15 protein-coding genes and 1 riboswitch are annotated in these 15,958 nt (G+C 34.1%); of the genes, 1 reads left to right on the forward strand and 14 read right to left on the reverse strand.

The genetic code is table 11. From position 1 onward, the window contains the following. Positions 1 to 74: 74 nt before the first annotated feature. Positions 75 to 271: riboswitch (cobalamin riboswitch) on the reverse strand. A gap of 252 nt (positions 272 to 523) precedes the next feature. Then, positions 524 to 1,636, forward strand: a complete 1,113-nt coding sequence (locus P8625_RS03830; protein WP_279652174.1) for an ABC transporter substrate-binding protein — start codon at positions 524 to 526, stop codon at positions 1,634 to 1,636. A gap of 392 nt (positions 1,637 to 2,028) precedes the next feature. On the opposite strand, the gene P8625_RS03835 is transcribed toward P8625_RS03830, so the two are convergent. From P8625_RS03835 to P8625_RS03900, 14 genes are all read right to left on the reverse strand, one after another. Then, complete coding sequence (locus P8625_RS03835; protein ID WP_279652175.1) at positions 2,029 to 2,502, reverse strand: DsrE/DsrF/DrsH-like family protein; 474 nt, start codon at positions 2,500 to 2,502, stop codon at positions 2,029 to 2,031. 17 nt (positions 2,503 to 2,519) lie between these two features. Beyond that, complete coding sequence (locus tag P8625_RS03840; RefSeq protein ID WP_279652176.1) at positions 2,520 to 2,828, reverse strand: TusE/DsrC/DsvC family sulfur relay protein; 309 nt, start codon at positions 2,826 to 2,828, stop codon at positions 2,520 to 2,522. A 7-nt stretch (positions 2,829 to 2,835) separates the two neighbouring features. Beyond that, positions 2,836 to 4,077 (reverse strand): type III sulfide quinone reductase, selenoprotein subtype, encoded by a 1,242-nt coding sequence (gene sqr, locus P8625_RS03845; RefSeq protein ID WP_279652177.1) that lies wholly within the window; start codon positions 4,075 to 4,077, stop codon positions 2,836 to 2,838. Positions 4,078 to 4,366: 289 nt separating this feature from the next. Then, positions 4,367 to 6,058, reverse strand: coding sequence for an energy-dependent translational throttle protein EttA (gene ettA / locus P8625_RS03850; RefSeq protein WP_279652178.1), 1,692 nt, complete (start codon positions 6,056 to 6,058; stop codon positions 4,367 to 4,369). 18 nt (positions 6,059 to 6,076) lie between these two features. Beyond that, complete coding sequence (locus P8625_RS03855; protein ID WP_279652179.1) at positions 6,077 to 6,253, reverse strand: CAL67264 family membrane protein; 177 nt, start codon at positions 6,251 to 6,253, stop codon at positions 6,077 to 6,079. Positions 6,254 to 6,391: 138 nt separating this feature from the next. Beyond that, entirely contained in the window at positions 6,392 to 8,416 is a 2,025-nt protein-coding gene (locus tag P8625_RS03860) for an NADPH-dependent 2,4-dienoyl-CoA reductase (protein ID WP_279652180.1), read from the reverse strand. Positions 8,417 to 8,640: 224 nt separating this feature from the next. Then, entirely contained in the window at positions 8,641 to 8,970 is a 330-nt protein-coding gene (locus tag P8625_RS03865; protein ID WP_279652181.1) for a hypothetical protein, read from the reverse strand. 51 nt (positions 8,971 to 9,021) lie between these two features. Beyond that, positions 9,022 to 9,501, reverse strand: a complete 480-nt coding sequence (locus P8625_RS03870; protein ID WP_322790513.1) for a transposase — start codon at positions 9,499 to 9,501, stop codon at positions 9,022 to 9,024. A 224-nt stretch (positions 9,502 to 9,725) separates the two neighbouring features. Beyond that, a complete protein-coding gene (locus P8625_RS03875; RefSeq protein WP_279652908.1) occupies positions 9,726 to 11,057 on the reverse strand; it encodes a DUF58 domain-containing protein in 1,332 nt (443 codons plus the stop codon). A 2-nt stretch (positions 11,058 to 11,059) separates the two neighbouring features. Next, positions 11,060 to 12,064: an AAA family ATPase gene (locus P8625_RS03880; RefSeq protein ID WP_279652182.1), complete on the reverse strand. Its 1,005-nt coding sequence runs from the start codon at positions 12,062 to 12,064 to the stop codon at positions 11,060 to 11,062. 6 nt (positions 12,065 to 12,070) lie between these two features. Next, a complete protein-coding gene (locus tag P8625_RS03885; protein ID WP_279652183.1) occupies positions 12,071 to 13,303 on the reverse strand; it encodes a DUF4350 domain-containing protein in 1,233 nt (410 codons plus the stop codon). Between the two features lies 1 nt (position 13,304). Further along, entirely contained in the window at positions 13,305 to 14,039 is a 735-nt protein-coding gene (locus tag P8625_RS03890) for a DUF4129 domain-containing protein (RefSeq protein ID WP_279652184.1), read from the reverse strand. Positions 14,040 to 14,043: 4 nt separating this feature from the next. After that, positions 14,044 to 14,895 carry a hypothetical protein gene (locus tag P8625_RS03895; RefSeq protein ID WP_279652185.1) on the reverse strand — a complete coding sequence of 284 codons (852 nt, stop codon included), beginning with the start codon at positions 14,893 to 14,895 and terminating at the stop codon, positions 14,044 to 14,046. Beyond that, entirely contained in the window at positions 14,888 to 15,853 is a 966-nt protein-coding gene (locus tag P8625_RS03900) for a stage II sporulation protein M (RefSeq protein ID WP_279652186.1), read from the reverse strand. The genes P8625_RS03895 and P8625_RS03900 overlap by 8 nt, the downstream gene beginning before the upstream one ends. Between the last annotated feature and the right edge of the window lie 105 nt (positions 15,854 to 15,958).

Consider the following 15,958-nt stretch of genomic DNA (forward strand, 5'->3'; position numbering starts at 1 on the left):
ATTAGTTAAGTTTAAAATCAGGAAAAATATAAGCGTAGCTGTACCACACCCAAACTTTTATCCCGAAAGTTCGAATTATTTATTGAGTTTTGGCAGGTCTCCTGGCTTGCGTCTTGTAATCTACCTTCCCATTTAAAAAAACAGTGGTTTAAGTGATTGTTACAAGCTTACTAGCTTACAGTTGCGGGAACAGCTTCGGTTTTGCACCGAATTCCCTTTTAATTTTCTTTCATGCGATCATTAAAGAAAAACCAAAAATCACGACAAATGTATCGCATTCTTATAAATAAACAACCATCTCATCATAATAATTTGCGAATTTTGTTTTTAAACGCTCCTGTAGCATGTAAAATTCTGGAAGAATCCTATTTTTAAAGTTGTCTTAGTGAACATTTATAATCAACGACATACCTCTTTTTTATAGTTTTTACCATTTGTTACACCTAATATTGAGTTGAAAAACAATCAATGCAAATCGTAATTGCAGAAATACACGTACTTTTGACGGGTAAAATTCATTTCTATGAAACGCTATTTATCTATTCTTTTGGTATTGTTTCTATTCTTGCAATGCAAACAAGCACCTAAAAAAACGACTGAAAATAAAACTGTATCAAGCACTATAAAGTACGCTAAAGGTTTTGATATTATTGCTGAAAATGGTTTAAAAAAATTGATTATTAAGAGGGCATATCAAGGTACGAACGAGCATTTTTCGTATATCCTTTCTCATACAACCAACCTTTCTAAGCAAGAAATTAAAGTTCCTGTAGAAAAAATAGTGGTAACCAGTACCACGCATATTCCGATGTTAGAACTTTTGAATGCTGAAAATACCATTGTTGGTTTTCCGCATACCCAATACATTTCTTCACAAAGAACAAGAAATAGAATCAAAGAAGGTCAAATTGTTGAATTAGGTATGGAGCAAGACATTAATATGGAAACTTTACTAGATATTCGACCTGAGTTGGTTGTTGGTTTTGCCTTACACCCGAACACAAAACTATACCAAAACATTAAAAAAACAGGAATTCCTGTCATTTTTAATGGCGATTGGCTGGAGGAAACTCCGTTAGGAAGAGCAGAATGGATTAAGTTTTTTGGGGCTTTATACGGAAAAGAGAAAGAAGCGGATAGTATTTTTACTAACATAGAAAACGAATATCTAAGAGCAAAAAAAATCGCTAAAAGTAGTGATACTCAGCCTACCATTATATCGGGAAGTATGTTTAAAGATGTGTGGAATGTGCCTGCTGGCGAGAGTTTTACTGCGACCCTTTTCAACGATGCGAACCTCAACTATTTATGGAAAGACACCAAAGGAACAGGTAGTTTACCCCTAAGTTTTGAGAGTGTGTTGGAAAAAGGACAACATGCTGATTTTTGGTTGAACTGTGGTGTGTACACCAGCAAAGAACAGTTGACTGCGGCGAATATCCACTACCAAGAATTTGACGCATTTACCCATAACAAGATATTTTCTATTGGGCACGATAAAGGCGAAACAGGAGGTTTGGTGTATTATGAACTGTCGCCCGTACGACCCGATTTGGTACTTAAAGATTTGATAAAAATCACACAGCCAGGTTTGTTACCTGAGTATGAATTGACTTTTTATAAAGAAGTGAAGTAGGTTTTTAATTAACCTGTAGCCATATTTCAGGACTATAAATAGAGTATTGAAACTTTAGAAGTTTAAAATAAAACTCTTCTAGAGAGTATATAAATTATGCATTCATCAATCTCCTTTCTTAAACTCAAACAGCACTTATTTCTTCAAAATACAAACATTTAAAATCAACAATATTTAATTAAAATGATTTTAAATTGATTTTTTTATAATAAAAAAAATATTTATTTATGCTTTCGGTATAATAATTGATATTTAATTAACATTAATTTAATCTACTATACTATGGAAAACTATCAACTGAAAAGTTTTGATGGAGGGGAAGATTGTTAATAGAATCTGAAAAAGAAAAAGCTTGCTCACGCAAGCTTTTTTTTACTAAAAAATTCTACTATTTAAATGAACAACATTTGGCAATCAGCTTCATTCGCTCTATTATAAAAATCACCAATAGTTAAAATACCGTCAATATCATCAATTAAATCTTTCTTTTCGAGGTGAAACATATCTATTGCTAACTTGCATGCCCACAATTTGCAGCCAGAGTCTGAAAGAATTTCTAAAAACTCGCCTACAGGAGGCATATCTAACTTTTCCATTTCTTTTTTCATCATTTTTGTAGCTAGTGCTTCCATACCTGGCAAACCTCCTATTAAAGTAGGAATATGCATTGCTGGATTACCAACTGTAGCTACATGTAAATGTTCTAGTTTCTTCTTTTGAATTGCTTCTAACCCAAAGAACGTAAAGAATATCTCTGATTCTATGCCCTCCATTCTTGCACCATTTGCCATGATAAATGCGGCATAAACGTTCTCTATAGTTGCTTTTGACAGAATGAAAAGCATTTTTTTTACTTTAGTACTCATAATTTACAGTTTATAGTTTAAATACAACTTTTAGGTTTAGGAACCCCAGCTATTAGGGTTGACTTTTTTAATGGACCTCCTGGAAACAAGTTGTAAAATTCTTTAATATTAATAACTCCGCTTTTTTTAATTCCTCTAATTGATAAAGCTTCTTCATTTTTAACTTTTTCCTGAATATAGTCTATAACTTTCCAATGATCTTCTGTCATTTCTATATCTTCAGTTTTTGCTATTGCCTCTCCAATTTCCTTAGTCCACTGAGAAAAATCTAAAAGATATCCTTCTTCGTTAACGTCTATTTCTGTATTTGCGATTATTTTTTTCATTTTTTTATTAATTTATGGTTTGTATTTTTTTTCCTTTTTTACTCATTCTTGCTGATACAAATGGAATAGAAATTCCTTTCAATAACATATTCCAATAAATCCATCTAAAAGCCAGCTTACCCCAGTGGTTTAAAACGCTTTCTTTTAAAAGTTGCAACGGTCCTACACCTGCAAACGGAAAGGTTCCTGGTACAGGTTCTTGCTCGTAATTAAAATCTATTAATAGTGCCTTATTATCTCCTGTTTCAATGAAACAATTCGCATGGCCATCAAATTCTTCTTCTAAAGGCTTTCCTTGAACATATTTTAGAATATTTTCAGTAAGTATTTCTGCCTGAAAATGCGCTACCGAACCAGCTTTAGAAGCGGGTAAGTTCGTAGCATCGCCTATTACAAAAATATTCTCGTGTGCTACCGATTGTAGTGTATGTTTGTGTGTAGGTATAAAATTTAAGTCATCTCCTAAACCCGAACGCTCTATTACTTCATCTCCCATATTGGTAGGAACGGTTACTAATAAATCGAACGATAGTGCTCTATCAGCATAATCTACTATTTCTTTCTTTTCATTATCAACTCTTTCTATAGCAAAATCGGTTTCAATTGTTATTCCTTTTTGCTCTAACAAATAGCTAAGTTTTTTAGTTGATATAGGTTTGGTAAATGCTCCAGATAACGGTGTTACGTATGTAATATCTACTCGATCTCTTATTCCCTTTTTTCTAAAGTATGAATCTGCTAAGAAAGCAAACTCTAAAGGAGCTACAGGACACTTGATTGGCATTTCTGTAACATGAACCACCAGCTTACCTCCTTCCCAATCTCTCAGTTTATTTCGTAACGCTACGGCTCCTTCATAGGTATAGAAGTCAAAAACATCTTTTCTCCACAAATCTCCTTTCATACCTTCAATTTCTTCAGGAGCTATTTTAGAACCTGTGGCTACGATGAGCAAATCATAGCTAAGAATTTGATTTTCTAATTGGACAAAATTTTTATCTGGATGAATTTTTGCTATCTTTTCTTGAACATATTCAACACCTTTAGGAATGAAATCTTTTCCATTCTTTTTAACTTGTGCTTCTGTATAAGTATCAAAAGGCAAGAATAAAAATCCTGGTTGATAATAATGGGTCTTATATTGATCTACAATAGTTATTTTCCAGTCTTCTTTTTTAAGTTTCTTCACCAAATGATTTGCCATCATTGTGCCTGAGGTTCCAGCACCAAGAATTACTAAATTTTTCATTTTTACTAGTTTTATCTGTTATGTAAGTAACGTAAGCTCGATATTTACATCAAAACTGACATTAATTAAACCGATTCTTTTCGTTTTACATGATAAAGTTATGTGGAATTCAAGGTAAAGGACATGATAAAAATCATTTTTTCATAAATCTGAATTACAGTACCTTAAATATGGTGAGTTGTGTAACTTATGTTACAATTTTTTGAACCTCTTTTAGAAAATGGAAGCTTCAATAAAAGAAAAAGTCCTATTTCTTTTAATCGAAATAGGACTTCTAGCTAAGTACGTATTATCTTATGAGTTTTTTATACTTAATTCGTTTTGGCATTAAATCACCACCCAAACGTTTCTTTTTATTCTCTTCATAGTCAGAAAAAGATCCCTCGAAGAAATATACTTGACTATCTCCTTCAAAAGCTAAAATATGTGTACAAATACGATCTAGAAACCATCTATCGTGCGATATTACCACAGCACATCCAGCAAAATTCTCTAAACCTTCTTCTAAGGCTCGTAAGGTGTTTACATCTAAATCATTCGTAGGCTCATCTAATAACAATACATTGCCTTCCTCTTTTAGTGTCATGGCTAAATGCAAACGGTTGCGCTCTCCACCTGATAAAGTGGCTACTTTTTTATTTTGCTCACTTCCTGAAAAGTTGAAGCGACTTAAATACGCTCTAGAGTTTACTTGTTTTCCGCCCATCATTACTAAATCTTGACCTTCTGAAAAGTTTTCCCAAATAGATTTCTCTGGGTCTATATTAGAGTGTGATTGATCTACATAAGCTATTTTAGCGGTTTCTCCTACCTTGAAACTTCCTGTATCTGGTGTTTCTTCTCCCATAATCATTCTAAAAATAGTCGTTTTACCTGCACCATTCGGACCAATGATTCCTACAATGCCTGCTTGCGGAAGATTGAACTCTAAATTTTCGTATAATAATTTATCCCCGTAAGCTTTCGAAACTCCAGTAGCTTCAATCACATTCGTTCCTAAGCGTGGACCATTCGGGATGTATATTTCTAATTTTTCCTCGGTTTGCTTTTGGTCTTGGCTCATCAACTTTTCATAGTTATTCAAACGTGCTTTTTGCTTTGTTTGACGACCTTTTGCTCCCTGACGCACCCATTCTAACTCTCGTTCTAAGGTTTTTTGACGTTTAGAGGCTGTTTTGCTTTCTTGTGCTAAACGCTTCGATTTTTGGTCTAACCAAGAAGAATAATTCCCTTTCCATGGAATCCCTTCTCCTCTGTCTAACTCTAAAATCCAACCTGCAACATTATCTAAGAAATAACGGTCGTGCGTTACCGCAATAACGGTTCCTTTATATTGTGCTAAATGATGCTCTAACCAGTGTACAGATTCGGCATCTAAGTGGTTGGTAGGCTCGTCGAGTAATAAAATTTCTGGTTCTTGTAATAATAAACGACACAAGGCTACACGACGACGCTCTCCTCCTGATAAGACTCCTATTTTCTTATCTCCTTCTGGGGTACGCAAGGCATCCATTGCTATTTCTAACTTCGTATCTAATTCCCATGCGTTTGAAGCATCAATTTTGTCTTGTAGTTCTGCTTGACGTGCCATCAACTTATCCATTTTATCTGCATCAGAATACACTTCTTCTAAACCAAACATATCGTTTATTTTGTTGTATTCATCTAAGATGGCTACAGTTTCTGCTACCCCTTCTTTTACGACTTCTAAAACGGTTTTCTCTTCGTCTAATTGTGGTTCTTGTTCTAGGTAACCAACTTTATATCCTGGTGAAAAAGTAACTTCTCCTTGATAGTTTTTTTCTACTCCTGCTATAATCTTTAACAAGGTCGATTTACCCGACCCATTTAAACCTAAAATACCGATTTTAGCTCCGTAAAAGAAACTTAAATAAATATCTTTCAGTACTTGTTTTCCTGTACTCTGATAGGTCTTTGAGACCTTATTCATTGAAAAAATGACTTTTTTATCGTCGCTCATTTTCTATATTTTCTTTAATTAAACTCTTCCTTTTAAGGCATTAAACACCCATGCATTTGCAAAAAAACCTAAACCAACGGCTCCAAAGCCATAACCAGCTATTTCATCGTACTTGAATACTGCCAAACATATAAGTAAAATTCCCATTAAAATCATAATAAGCGTTGCCCATCCTAAGACAGTGTTTTTATTCATTGCCATAATTTACTTTTTTCAATAAAATGTGAGCTACAAATATCGGTAATTATTTAGACTTATTCACGCTAGTTATACACATAAAAAAGTCTTGACATAATGCAAGACTTTTATAGTGATTTTAAATTTACGTAAAAACTAGAGTTCGGCAGCTAGCCTACTTCCTTGGTCTATAGCTCTCTTTGCATCTAACTCTGCTGCAACATCTGCTCCTCCAATTACATGAACTTTCATTCCTTTGGCTTCTAAGGGAGCTAATAATTCTTTAAATGGTACTTGCCCTGCACAAATAATTACATTATCTACTGGTAGTACTTTTTGTTCTTCATTTTGAACATAGTGCAAACCTTCATCATCTATTTTTGTATACTGCACTTCGTTAATAAATTGTACTTTCTTCATCTTTAATACTGAGCGATGGATCCACCCAGTGGTTTTTCCTAGTTTCCCTCCAAACTTTCCTTTACTACGTTTAAACATAAAGATTTCTCTTGGTGAAGGATGCATCTTTGGTTGTATCCCTTCTATTCCTGCACGTGCTTCTAAGGTTTTATCAATTCCCCATTCTTCTAACCAAGCATCGATATTTTGAGATGTACTTTCTCCTTCATGAGCTAAGTATTCTGAAACGTCAAAACCGATTCCTCCTGCTCCTATAACTGCAACACGTTTACCTACAGGTTTCTTTAACTTTACAACATCAATGTAACTTAATACTTTTTCATGTTCTATTCCTTCAATTCTTGGAGTTCTTGGTGTAATTCCAGTCGCCAAAATAACCTCATCAAAATTACCATTGTATACATCTTCTGCAGAAACTCTTGTGTTTAGTTTAACTTCTACCTTGTGTAACTCTAGTTGCTTGTTAAAATAGCGTATGGTTTCGTAAAATTCTTCTTTCCCTGGAATTTGTTTTGCAATATTAAACTGTCCTCCAATTTCCTTATCTGCATCGAATAAAGTTACTTGATGACCTCTTTGGGCTGCTATTGTAGAAGCTCCCAAACCAGCGGGTCCTGCGCCTACTACTGCTATTTTCTTCTTTTTTGACGTTGGATGATAGTTGAGTTCTGTTTCATGACATGCTCTAGGGTTTACCAAACAACTCGCTACTTTCTTTTGAAAAGCATGATCTAAACAGGCTTGGTTACAAGCAATACAGGTGTTAATCTCATCTTCTCGCTCTTCTTGTGCTTTCTTTACCCATTCTGGATCTGCTAAAAACGGACGTGCCATCGAAATCATATCAGCATGCCCTTCTGCTAATACTTTCTCTGCTGTTTCAGGCATGTTAATTCGATTAGAAGTAACCAAGGGTATCGATAGTTCTTCTTTCATTTTTTTGGTTACCCAAGTAAATGCTGCTCTAGGAACTGAAGTTGCAATGGTAGGAATTCGTGCTTCGTGCCAACCAATACCTGTGTTAATTATAGTGGCTCCGGCTTTTTCTATTTCTTTTCCTAACTGTACTACTTCTTCCCAAGAACTTCCTTGTTCTACCAAATCTAACATTGATAACCTGTAAATAATAATAAAGTTCTCTCCAACAGCTTCTCTAATTTTACGTACTAATTCTACTGCCAAACGGATTCTGTTTTCGTATGTTCCTCCATAATCATCTGTTCGTTGATTCGTTCTTGTAACGATGAACTGGTTGATTAAATACCCTTCAGATCCCATAATTTCTACTCCGTCATATCCTGCTTCTTGTGATAATTTAGCGCAATTAACAAAGTCTTTTACTGTTCTTCGTATTCCTGATTGCTTTAATGCATAGGGCTTGAAAGGGGTTATTGGAGATTTTATTTGTGAGGGTGCCACATTAAATGGATGGTATCCATAGCGTCCTGAATGTAAAATTTGCATACATATTTTACCTCCTTCTTTATGAACTGCTTCTGTAATTACTTTGTGCTCACGAGCATGCTTCTTGGTACTCATTCGCGCCGAAAAAGGAGCTGTCCATCCTTGAATATTGGGTGCAATTCCTCCTGTAACTATTAAGCCTACTCCCCCTCTCGCTCGCTCTGCATAGTAGGTTGCTATTCGTTCAATACCGTTTTTTTCTTCCTCTAAACCCGTATGCATAGATCCCATCAAAATCCGGTTTTTTAACGTTGTAAAACCTAAATCTAGTGGCTCAAAAATATGTGTGTATTTCATTTTCGCTGTATTAAAATATTATGCATGCATAATAACTCGCAAGATACATATTTTTATAATACTTTTTATACAAAAAAGACCATATACTACGTATAAGGTCTCTTACTCCATGCCGTTTTTATCTACCACCAAATGATTATAATTAAACTATTTGAGCATATTATAATGATGATAATTCTAACTTTAGTTCCATCGTTGAGTTCAGCTTCAAACCTATAAATTGGCTACCTTTGATACTCATGTGGTACTTGTATTACATTACCATCTTTCATTCTATGCTCTGCTAAACCAATACCAGAAAATTCATCTTTGACAATACGGTAGCTTTTTAAATCTTCTTTTTTAAGATTTCCTTTTTCTAAAAATAGGTCTAAGGTAGGTTCTTTAACTCCTTCTGGATTCATTGGATATTCATCCGCTCTAACTACACCATAGTCTTCGTGGTAATCTAATCGTAAATCATCTGTAGGTTTTGCTGCTTCAGTATCTAAAACTTCAGTTTGGGTTTCTTCTTGTGGTACAGCTTCTTCGTTTTGACATGATTTAAATACCATGAAATAGCAGCAAAACAACGTTTTGAACAATGGTTTGAGGATACAGAAAAATTAAAGTTCAAATTGTTGTTTAGCTTTTACTTTCTCCTTTTCTTCATAGATATCTCTAAACTCTAAAGTGTGTTTATAGGCTCGTTCAATGTTTGGATAAAGGTTAAATAATAATTCTGCTCTTTGTTTCTGATTTTGAGTCCAATCATTTTTCTTTTTAGCTAAGATATCTCTATTTCTAGCTAAAAGTTGCTTTTTTGTATCTCCATTAGATAGTAGTATGGGTTTGTATTTTTTGCCTTCTTTTTTAGCAGCTTCAATAGCTTCATTTTCATCTTCTATTGCTTTCCATCGATGCTGTACCCTTACATGTTGTAAAGCTTCTGTTGCTAGTTTTACTACATGAAATCTATCGGTAACAATTCTGGCATTTGGAAAACAAATCTTTGCTACCAAATTCATATTGTTTGCCATGTCTAAGGTGATTTCTTTGACTTGTTTGCGTTGTTCTAAAGGGATTCTTTCAATAGCGGTAATAATATCAAACTAAACTAGCAAATCTTGGGGTAGGACAGATCCAAATAATTCTATATGTATTGAACTTATTTGAACTCCTAAAATAGTCAATCCCCATAAATTGTCGTTGACCCAAAATTATTCGTTAATCTCATTATACCACTTACCACCAGAAGTTCCCTACAAAACACGATTTATTTGCAAGGGCTAACAATCTAAAATTTGTAATTTGTAATTTAAAAATGGTATTATACCATTCCTTTTGCTTTAAACTCTAGGTATTTATTAATTACATTTACCGATAAATGCTGTGGCTTCGTTAAAATAGCATGTATCGCATTTTTCTCTAGTTCTTTAATCATCAAGCGCTTTTCATAAGCATATTTTTCAGCAATGGTTTTATGATACACACTTTGTAAGTCTTCAGCATGCTCGGTAATTAACGTATCTAATTCAGTGTTTTCAAAGAAAACGGTTACTAACAAGTGTTTTTTTGCGATTGCTTTTAAGTAGGGTAATTGTCGTTTTAACCCTGAAATATGCTCAAAATTGGTGTATAAAATTAGTAAGCTTCGTTGATTTATTTTTCTTTTAATGTTGGCATACAGTAAGGCAAAACTAGCGTCTGAAAAATCGGTTGTAATATTGTACAACTCTTCGTTGATAACCGATAAATTTGTTTTCTTATTGCTTGCTGCAACTATTTTTTCTACCTTTTTAGAAAACGTCAGCATGCCTGCTTTGTCGTTTTTTAATAAGGCTATGTTTGAGAAAGCTAAGGTTGCGTTAATGGCATAATCCAGTAACTTCAATCCGTCAAAAGGCATTTTCATTACACGCCCCAAATCGATGATAGAATAGATAGGTTGCGATTTTTCATCTTGGTATTGGTTGACCATCAACTCGCCTCTTTTAGCCGTTGCTTTCCAGTTTATGGTACGTACGTCATCGCCAGGAATGTAGTTTTTTATCTGCTCAAACTCCATCGTATGACCAATACGTCGGATTTTCTTCATGCCAAATTCCGTCAAGTTATTATGCATTGCCAAAAACTCGTATTTTTTCATTTGTAGGTATGACGGATATACTTTTACGTTTTCTTCAGCAGAAAATGCATAACGCTTTGAGAATAGCTGTAAAAAAGAAGATACAAATACGTTTACTCTTCCAAAGGTATAAGCTCCTCTTTCAACAGGTCGAACCGTGTATGTATAAGTTGATTTCTCACCAGACTTCATAGATTTTGTATATTCAAAATCTCTTTTTTGAAATTGTACTGGTAATTCGTCAATCAACGAAATAAAAACTTGAAACGGATAGTTGTTTTCGAGTGTAATGGCAATTTCATTATCGTCTGAATTCGATAATTTTTCGGGTGCCATTCTTTTCGCTGAAAATCCGTTTTTAAATCGATACAAAATAAGCACATCTATACACATTGCTGTCGCAAATAACCACACGAGCATCCAGGTTACTTTATACAGCGCAGGAATCCAAAACGACACTAAAAACAATGCTGAAATAACGCTTATATATATAAAAAAGCGGTTGTGTATGTATAACGATTTAAAGAATTTAATCACTATCTCGGAACTTCTACAGATTGTACAATCATTTCTATTACCTTGTCGGCTGTCATTCCTTCCATTTCACGCTCAGGGGTTAACATAATTCGATGACGTAGTACTGGATAAATACTCTTTTTTACGTCTTCAGGAATTACAAAATCACGTCCGTTAATCGCTGCAAAGGCTTTAGCAGCCATTAACACTGCAATACTGGCTCTTGGCGATGCTCCTAAATACAAATGTGCATTGTTACGGGTATTTGAAATGAGTTGCGCTATGTATTTGATAATTTTTTCTTCTACCAACACTTCAAAAACCTTGCTTCGGTACTCTAATAATGCTGCTTCGGTTAATACTGCTGTTACTTGGGTTTGTGGTAAGGCTCCTTTGCGTTCATTATGAGCTGTGATGATTTGTATTTCTTCGTCTAAATTCGGATATCCTACATTTATTTTGAATAAGAAACGGTCTAGCTGGGCTTCTGGTAAGGCATAGGTTCCCTCCTGTTCTATCGGGTTTTGTGTTGCCAATACCATAAAAGGCGGATGCATCACGTAACGTTCACCATCCATGGTGATTTGTTTTTCTTCCATCACTTCAAATAAGGCTGCCTGTGTTTTGGCAGGCGCTCTGTTAATTTCATCAATCAACACAATGTTGGAGAAAATCGGTCCTTTTTTAAACTCAAAATCAGAGGTTTTCATGTTCAACACCGAAGTTCCTAAAACATCCGAAGGCATTAAATCGGGCGTGAATTGAATTCGGCTAAAATCGGTCGCAATGGTTTTTGCCAATAGTTTTGCGGTTACTGTCTTCGCTACTCCCGGCACTCCTTCAATTAGTACATGACCGTCTGCTAGCAACGAAACCAACAGCAACTCTATAAATGCTTCTTGCCCTACAATTACCTTTCCTAACTGTTCTTTTATATTGTTAACAGCTTCTTTTAATTGCGACAGGTCTACTCTGTTTGAAAATAGCTCGTTGGTATTTTCTGTTGGATTGTTTTCTGTATCCATTCTATTTTATTTTTTATATGCTTTAAAATCTTCAATAGCGGTGTTTAAGGCTATTAAATCCTCTTCGGTTATACTTGATGCTGTTTGTATGTGTTGTATTCGTTTGAATAAAGCGACTACCTTTTCTTCTGAATTACCACTTCTACTGGTTAGGTTTTTATAAAATCGTTCATTTATTTCTAAAGTAGACAATCGGTATTGGTTTCGGATATATTCTAAAAAATAATTGATTTTATGTTCCGCTATGTTTTTATGTGCTGATTTTTCGTAATACATATTGGCTATGGTACGTGTAAAAGCCAAGGTTTGGTTTTTCAAAGGTGTAATTACGGGAATCAAACGCTGATTGCGCTTTCCTTTAAAAATAATAAAAAAGAGTACACCTATCAATGCGATGTAATATGCCCATTTTAATGATGGCGTTGATAAAATATAATACATCGGAGAAGTAATTCTGCTTTTTCCTGTTTTGTAATAGGTATCCCATAAAATGGTGTTACTTCTGTTCGATGCCACTCCTGCTTCTTTTTGATTTTGGCTATTCAGATACGATAATACGTTGGCAACATATTCATAATTCTTATCTAACAGCATGTTATAGTTCGTAAATGCTTGCGGAAAGGTGTGCAAGTACAAACTTCCTGCTCCGTGTGTTACTTTAATGAAATTCGGCTTTTTACTGATGATGGAATCGTTTTCATTTCGTATGACCAACTCTCCTAAAACAGTGGTATGTAAAGTGTCTACTTCGGAAAAATAAAACTTTGAAAAATCTCTGTCGAAATGGTATTCTTTCTCTCCAAAAATAGGATTACTCATTTTTTGATAGGCTTTTTCTTCGAATACCGAAGTCGTCAATACCCTTGTTTGTGTTTTAAGTGTATCAATATGTATTCCATTGGTCGCTATAAATACATTGTTTCCTCTGTTCACAAAGTTTAAGAGTTGGTTAAATTCGTCTTTGTCGAAATTTACTTTATTGTCAACAAAAAAATAGGTTCCGTTATGTTTAGCGTCTTTTAAATAGACATACGGATTTTGGTAGATGTCTTTTACTTCGTTTTCTGGAAATAAGCTCGGCAGTTCTTTATGCAATACATAGGTGCCATACGGAATTTTATGTTTTGCGGCATAACTTGGATACCAATTGATTTCTTTAGGTTTTACTGACTCTACATAAAAGATGCCGAGTACCATAAACACTAACAAACCACTATATATTTTTAGTTTTTTATCCAAATTAATAAATTTTAGCTAGCGTATTTTTAAAGTTATTTTCTGCCTGTAAAAATTTTTCTTCATCGATTGAAAACTCTCCGTACCATACATAATCGTATAAATAGGTTAACTTTTTAAAGTCGCCATGTAATTGTTTTTTCGATGATAGCTCTTTGATGTAATCTTCGTTTGTTTTTTCTTGCTGCCAAGAAATAAAATCTTTATCCGCTAATTTTTTCAGCAATAACAAATAGTAATAACGTACCGCTAACTGATAATTTCTTGCTGCAATTGCTTGCTGAATAAGTTTTGGTAAATCTTTGTCTTTTATCAACTCTTCTTCTTCAGAAAGACGAACGATGGGTTTGTTCTTTTTGCCATCTATAATCGTACGGGCATTGACTTTTAAAAAGAATTTAATAATAAAATACAGCACCAAAGCAGCAATTGCATAGGGCAATATTTTTAAAACCACTCGTAAAAAACCGACTGCAGGAGTAATATCGTCGAAAATATAGGAGAGTATTTTAATAACAGTTCGTTTAAACCAGTTCCATATTTTTTCTAAAATAGTAGGGTCTCTTTTTTCTACGATGTATATAAATTCGTCTTGTTGCTTGTACGCTTCTATTTTCTGTGCATCGAACTTTTTTTGTTCGATGATGGCATCATCGTACTGGACTTCTGCTTTTTCCGTCTGGGAAAAAACAGTGATTGAACAAATAAAAAATGCTATGTAAAAAAGAAACTGTTTCAAAAGATTATTGTCCTAAACTATCAATTTTTTCGATGGTTCCTGTTAGGTTTTTTTGTTCATTGATATCGAAATATAAAAACACGTTGGTTATTAGAGTGATTGAATAAAACAAAAAGTTACCTACTATCGCTACTAAATTTAACAATAGGTATATGGGGTCGCCGTAAATATTCATAATTTCAGAAGGGTCGTCACTTCCAATGCTTATACCCATTTTTGCAAATTGATAAATAATAGCTGGTATTTGAAAAACATAACCAAGAACTCCTACTAAAAGTCCTACTACAAATATTACCCCGAAAGTTTCCCAAAAAACCCCTTTTATAAAGTCGAAACTTTTACCAATTGCCTCAGTAGCTGTTTCATTTTCAAAAACTAAAATAGAAGCCCCTAAAGATAATGCTGTTGCTGTGTAAAAAACTGGAAAAAAACACAACATTGCACTGGCAAAAATTATCAATGCTGCTAAAAAACCAAATCCTGTAAAAGACCAAAACTTGGCTTTTGTATTTTCCTTAATTTCTTCTTTATTAACATGTCCTTTATTGTCTATATACGATTTTATATAATACATCCCTGCTAAATTGATAAATACATACGCTACAGTATAGGCGATTATCATCAAAAATGCAGCTCCCATCATTCCTGCAATTGCACTTGCATCTTCACTCATCATTGATGCCATAGACATCATATAAAAAATCATAGAAGCTACCGCTATTACAATGGGTATGGCTGCTATTTTTAAAATAGTTAAAAAGAATTGTTTTCCTTCTAGTCTAATAAATTTAAACGCATCTGAAATAATACTTCCTAAGTCTCGCTCTTTTTTAAATTCGATATATTCTTTATGCATGGTGTTGTTGATTTTTATAAACTTGTTTTGGATATATAACGTAATAAAATATGATAAGTATGAATGAGGTAGCTATAATTAAAATGGCCAACCAATCGGGCATTTCGGTATGACGGGTTACAAAGCCTTCTAAAAATCCTGCCACGATAAAAAACGGAATGGTGCTTACCATAATTTTCAATCCGTCTTTCATACTTCGTTTAAACGATTCTAGTCGTGAGTAGGTTTTTGGAAATAGCAATCCGTTGCCTAACACCAATCCTGCACATCCGGCTATGATGATTACTGATATTTCTATCGTTCCGTGAATCCAAATAGTTCTTGACGATTCCCAAAACAATCCTTTGTCGTAAAAAAAATACAAAAACGAGCCTAGCATGATTCCGTTTTGCATCATAATATACAGTGTTCCTACAGAAAACAATATCCCCAACACAAAAGCATACATGGCTACTCGTATGTTATTAATGGTGATTCCAATAAACATATCTACTTCATTCGCCTTTTTATATACCGCCATCGGGTCGCCGTTTTCAATATTCTCTAAAGTCATGTTTACATATCCATCACCCAAAATTAAACGGACAAAATCACTATCGTTTGCAGCAGAAAAAGCACCACAAATAGCAAAAAAAGCAAATACTGCAAACGCAATGAGTAATTGTTTTTGATAGTGGTAAAATAGTAACGGAAATTCGGTCTTAAAAAAACTGACCAGTCTATTTTTGCTTTCTTTTTTAGTTTTATATATTTTTTGGTGTGCTGCAGATGCCAATGAGTTTAAATACACCAATGTGTTTCCACTCGGGTAAAAAGTTTTAGCGTAACTTAAATCATCGGTTACCTCTACGTACAAATCTGATAATTTATCGGGTGAAATGATTGTTTTACGATACAACGCATCTTCAAAAAGCTGCCACTTTTCTTTATTCTTATTCACAAAGGCAGCCTCTCTCATATATTTGAAGAATTTAAGCTTATTGGTTGAGAAATTTCTTTAATCATAGAATATTTTTATCTTCGCTAAACTAAAAAAAGTTAAAGAAATAACCATAAAAAAATT

Source organism: Tenacibaculum tangerinum, from assembly GCF_029853675.1.
In the GTDB taxonomy this organism is placed as follows: domain Bacteria; phylum Bacteroidota; class Bacteroidia; order Flavobacteriales; family Flavobacteriaceae; genus Polaribacter; species Polaribacter tangerinum_A.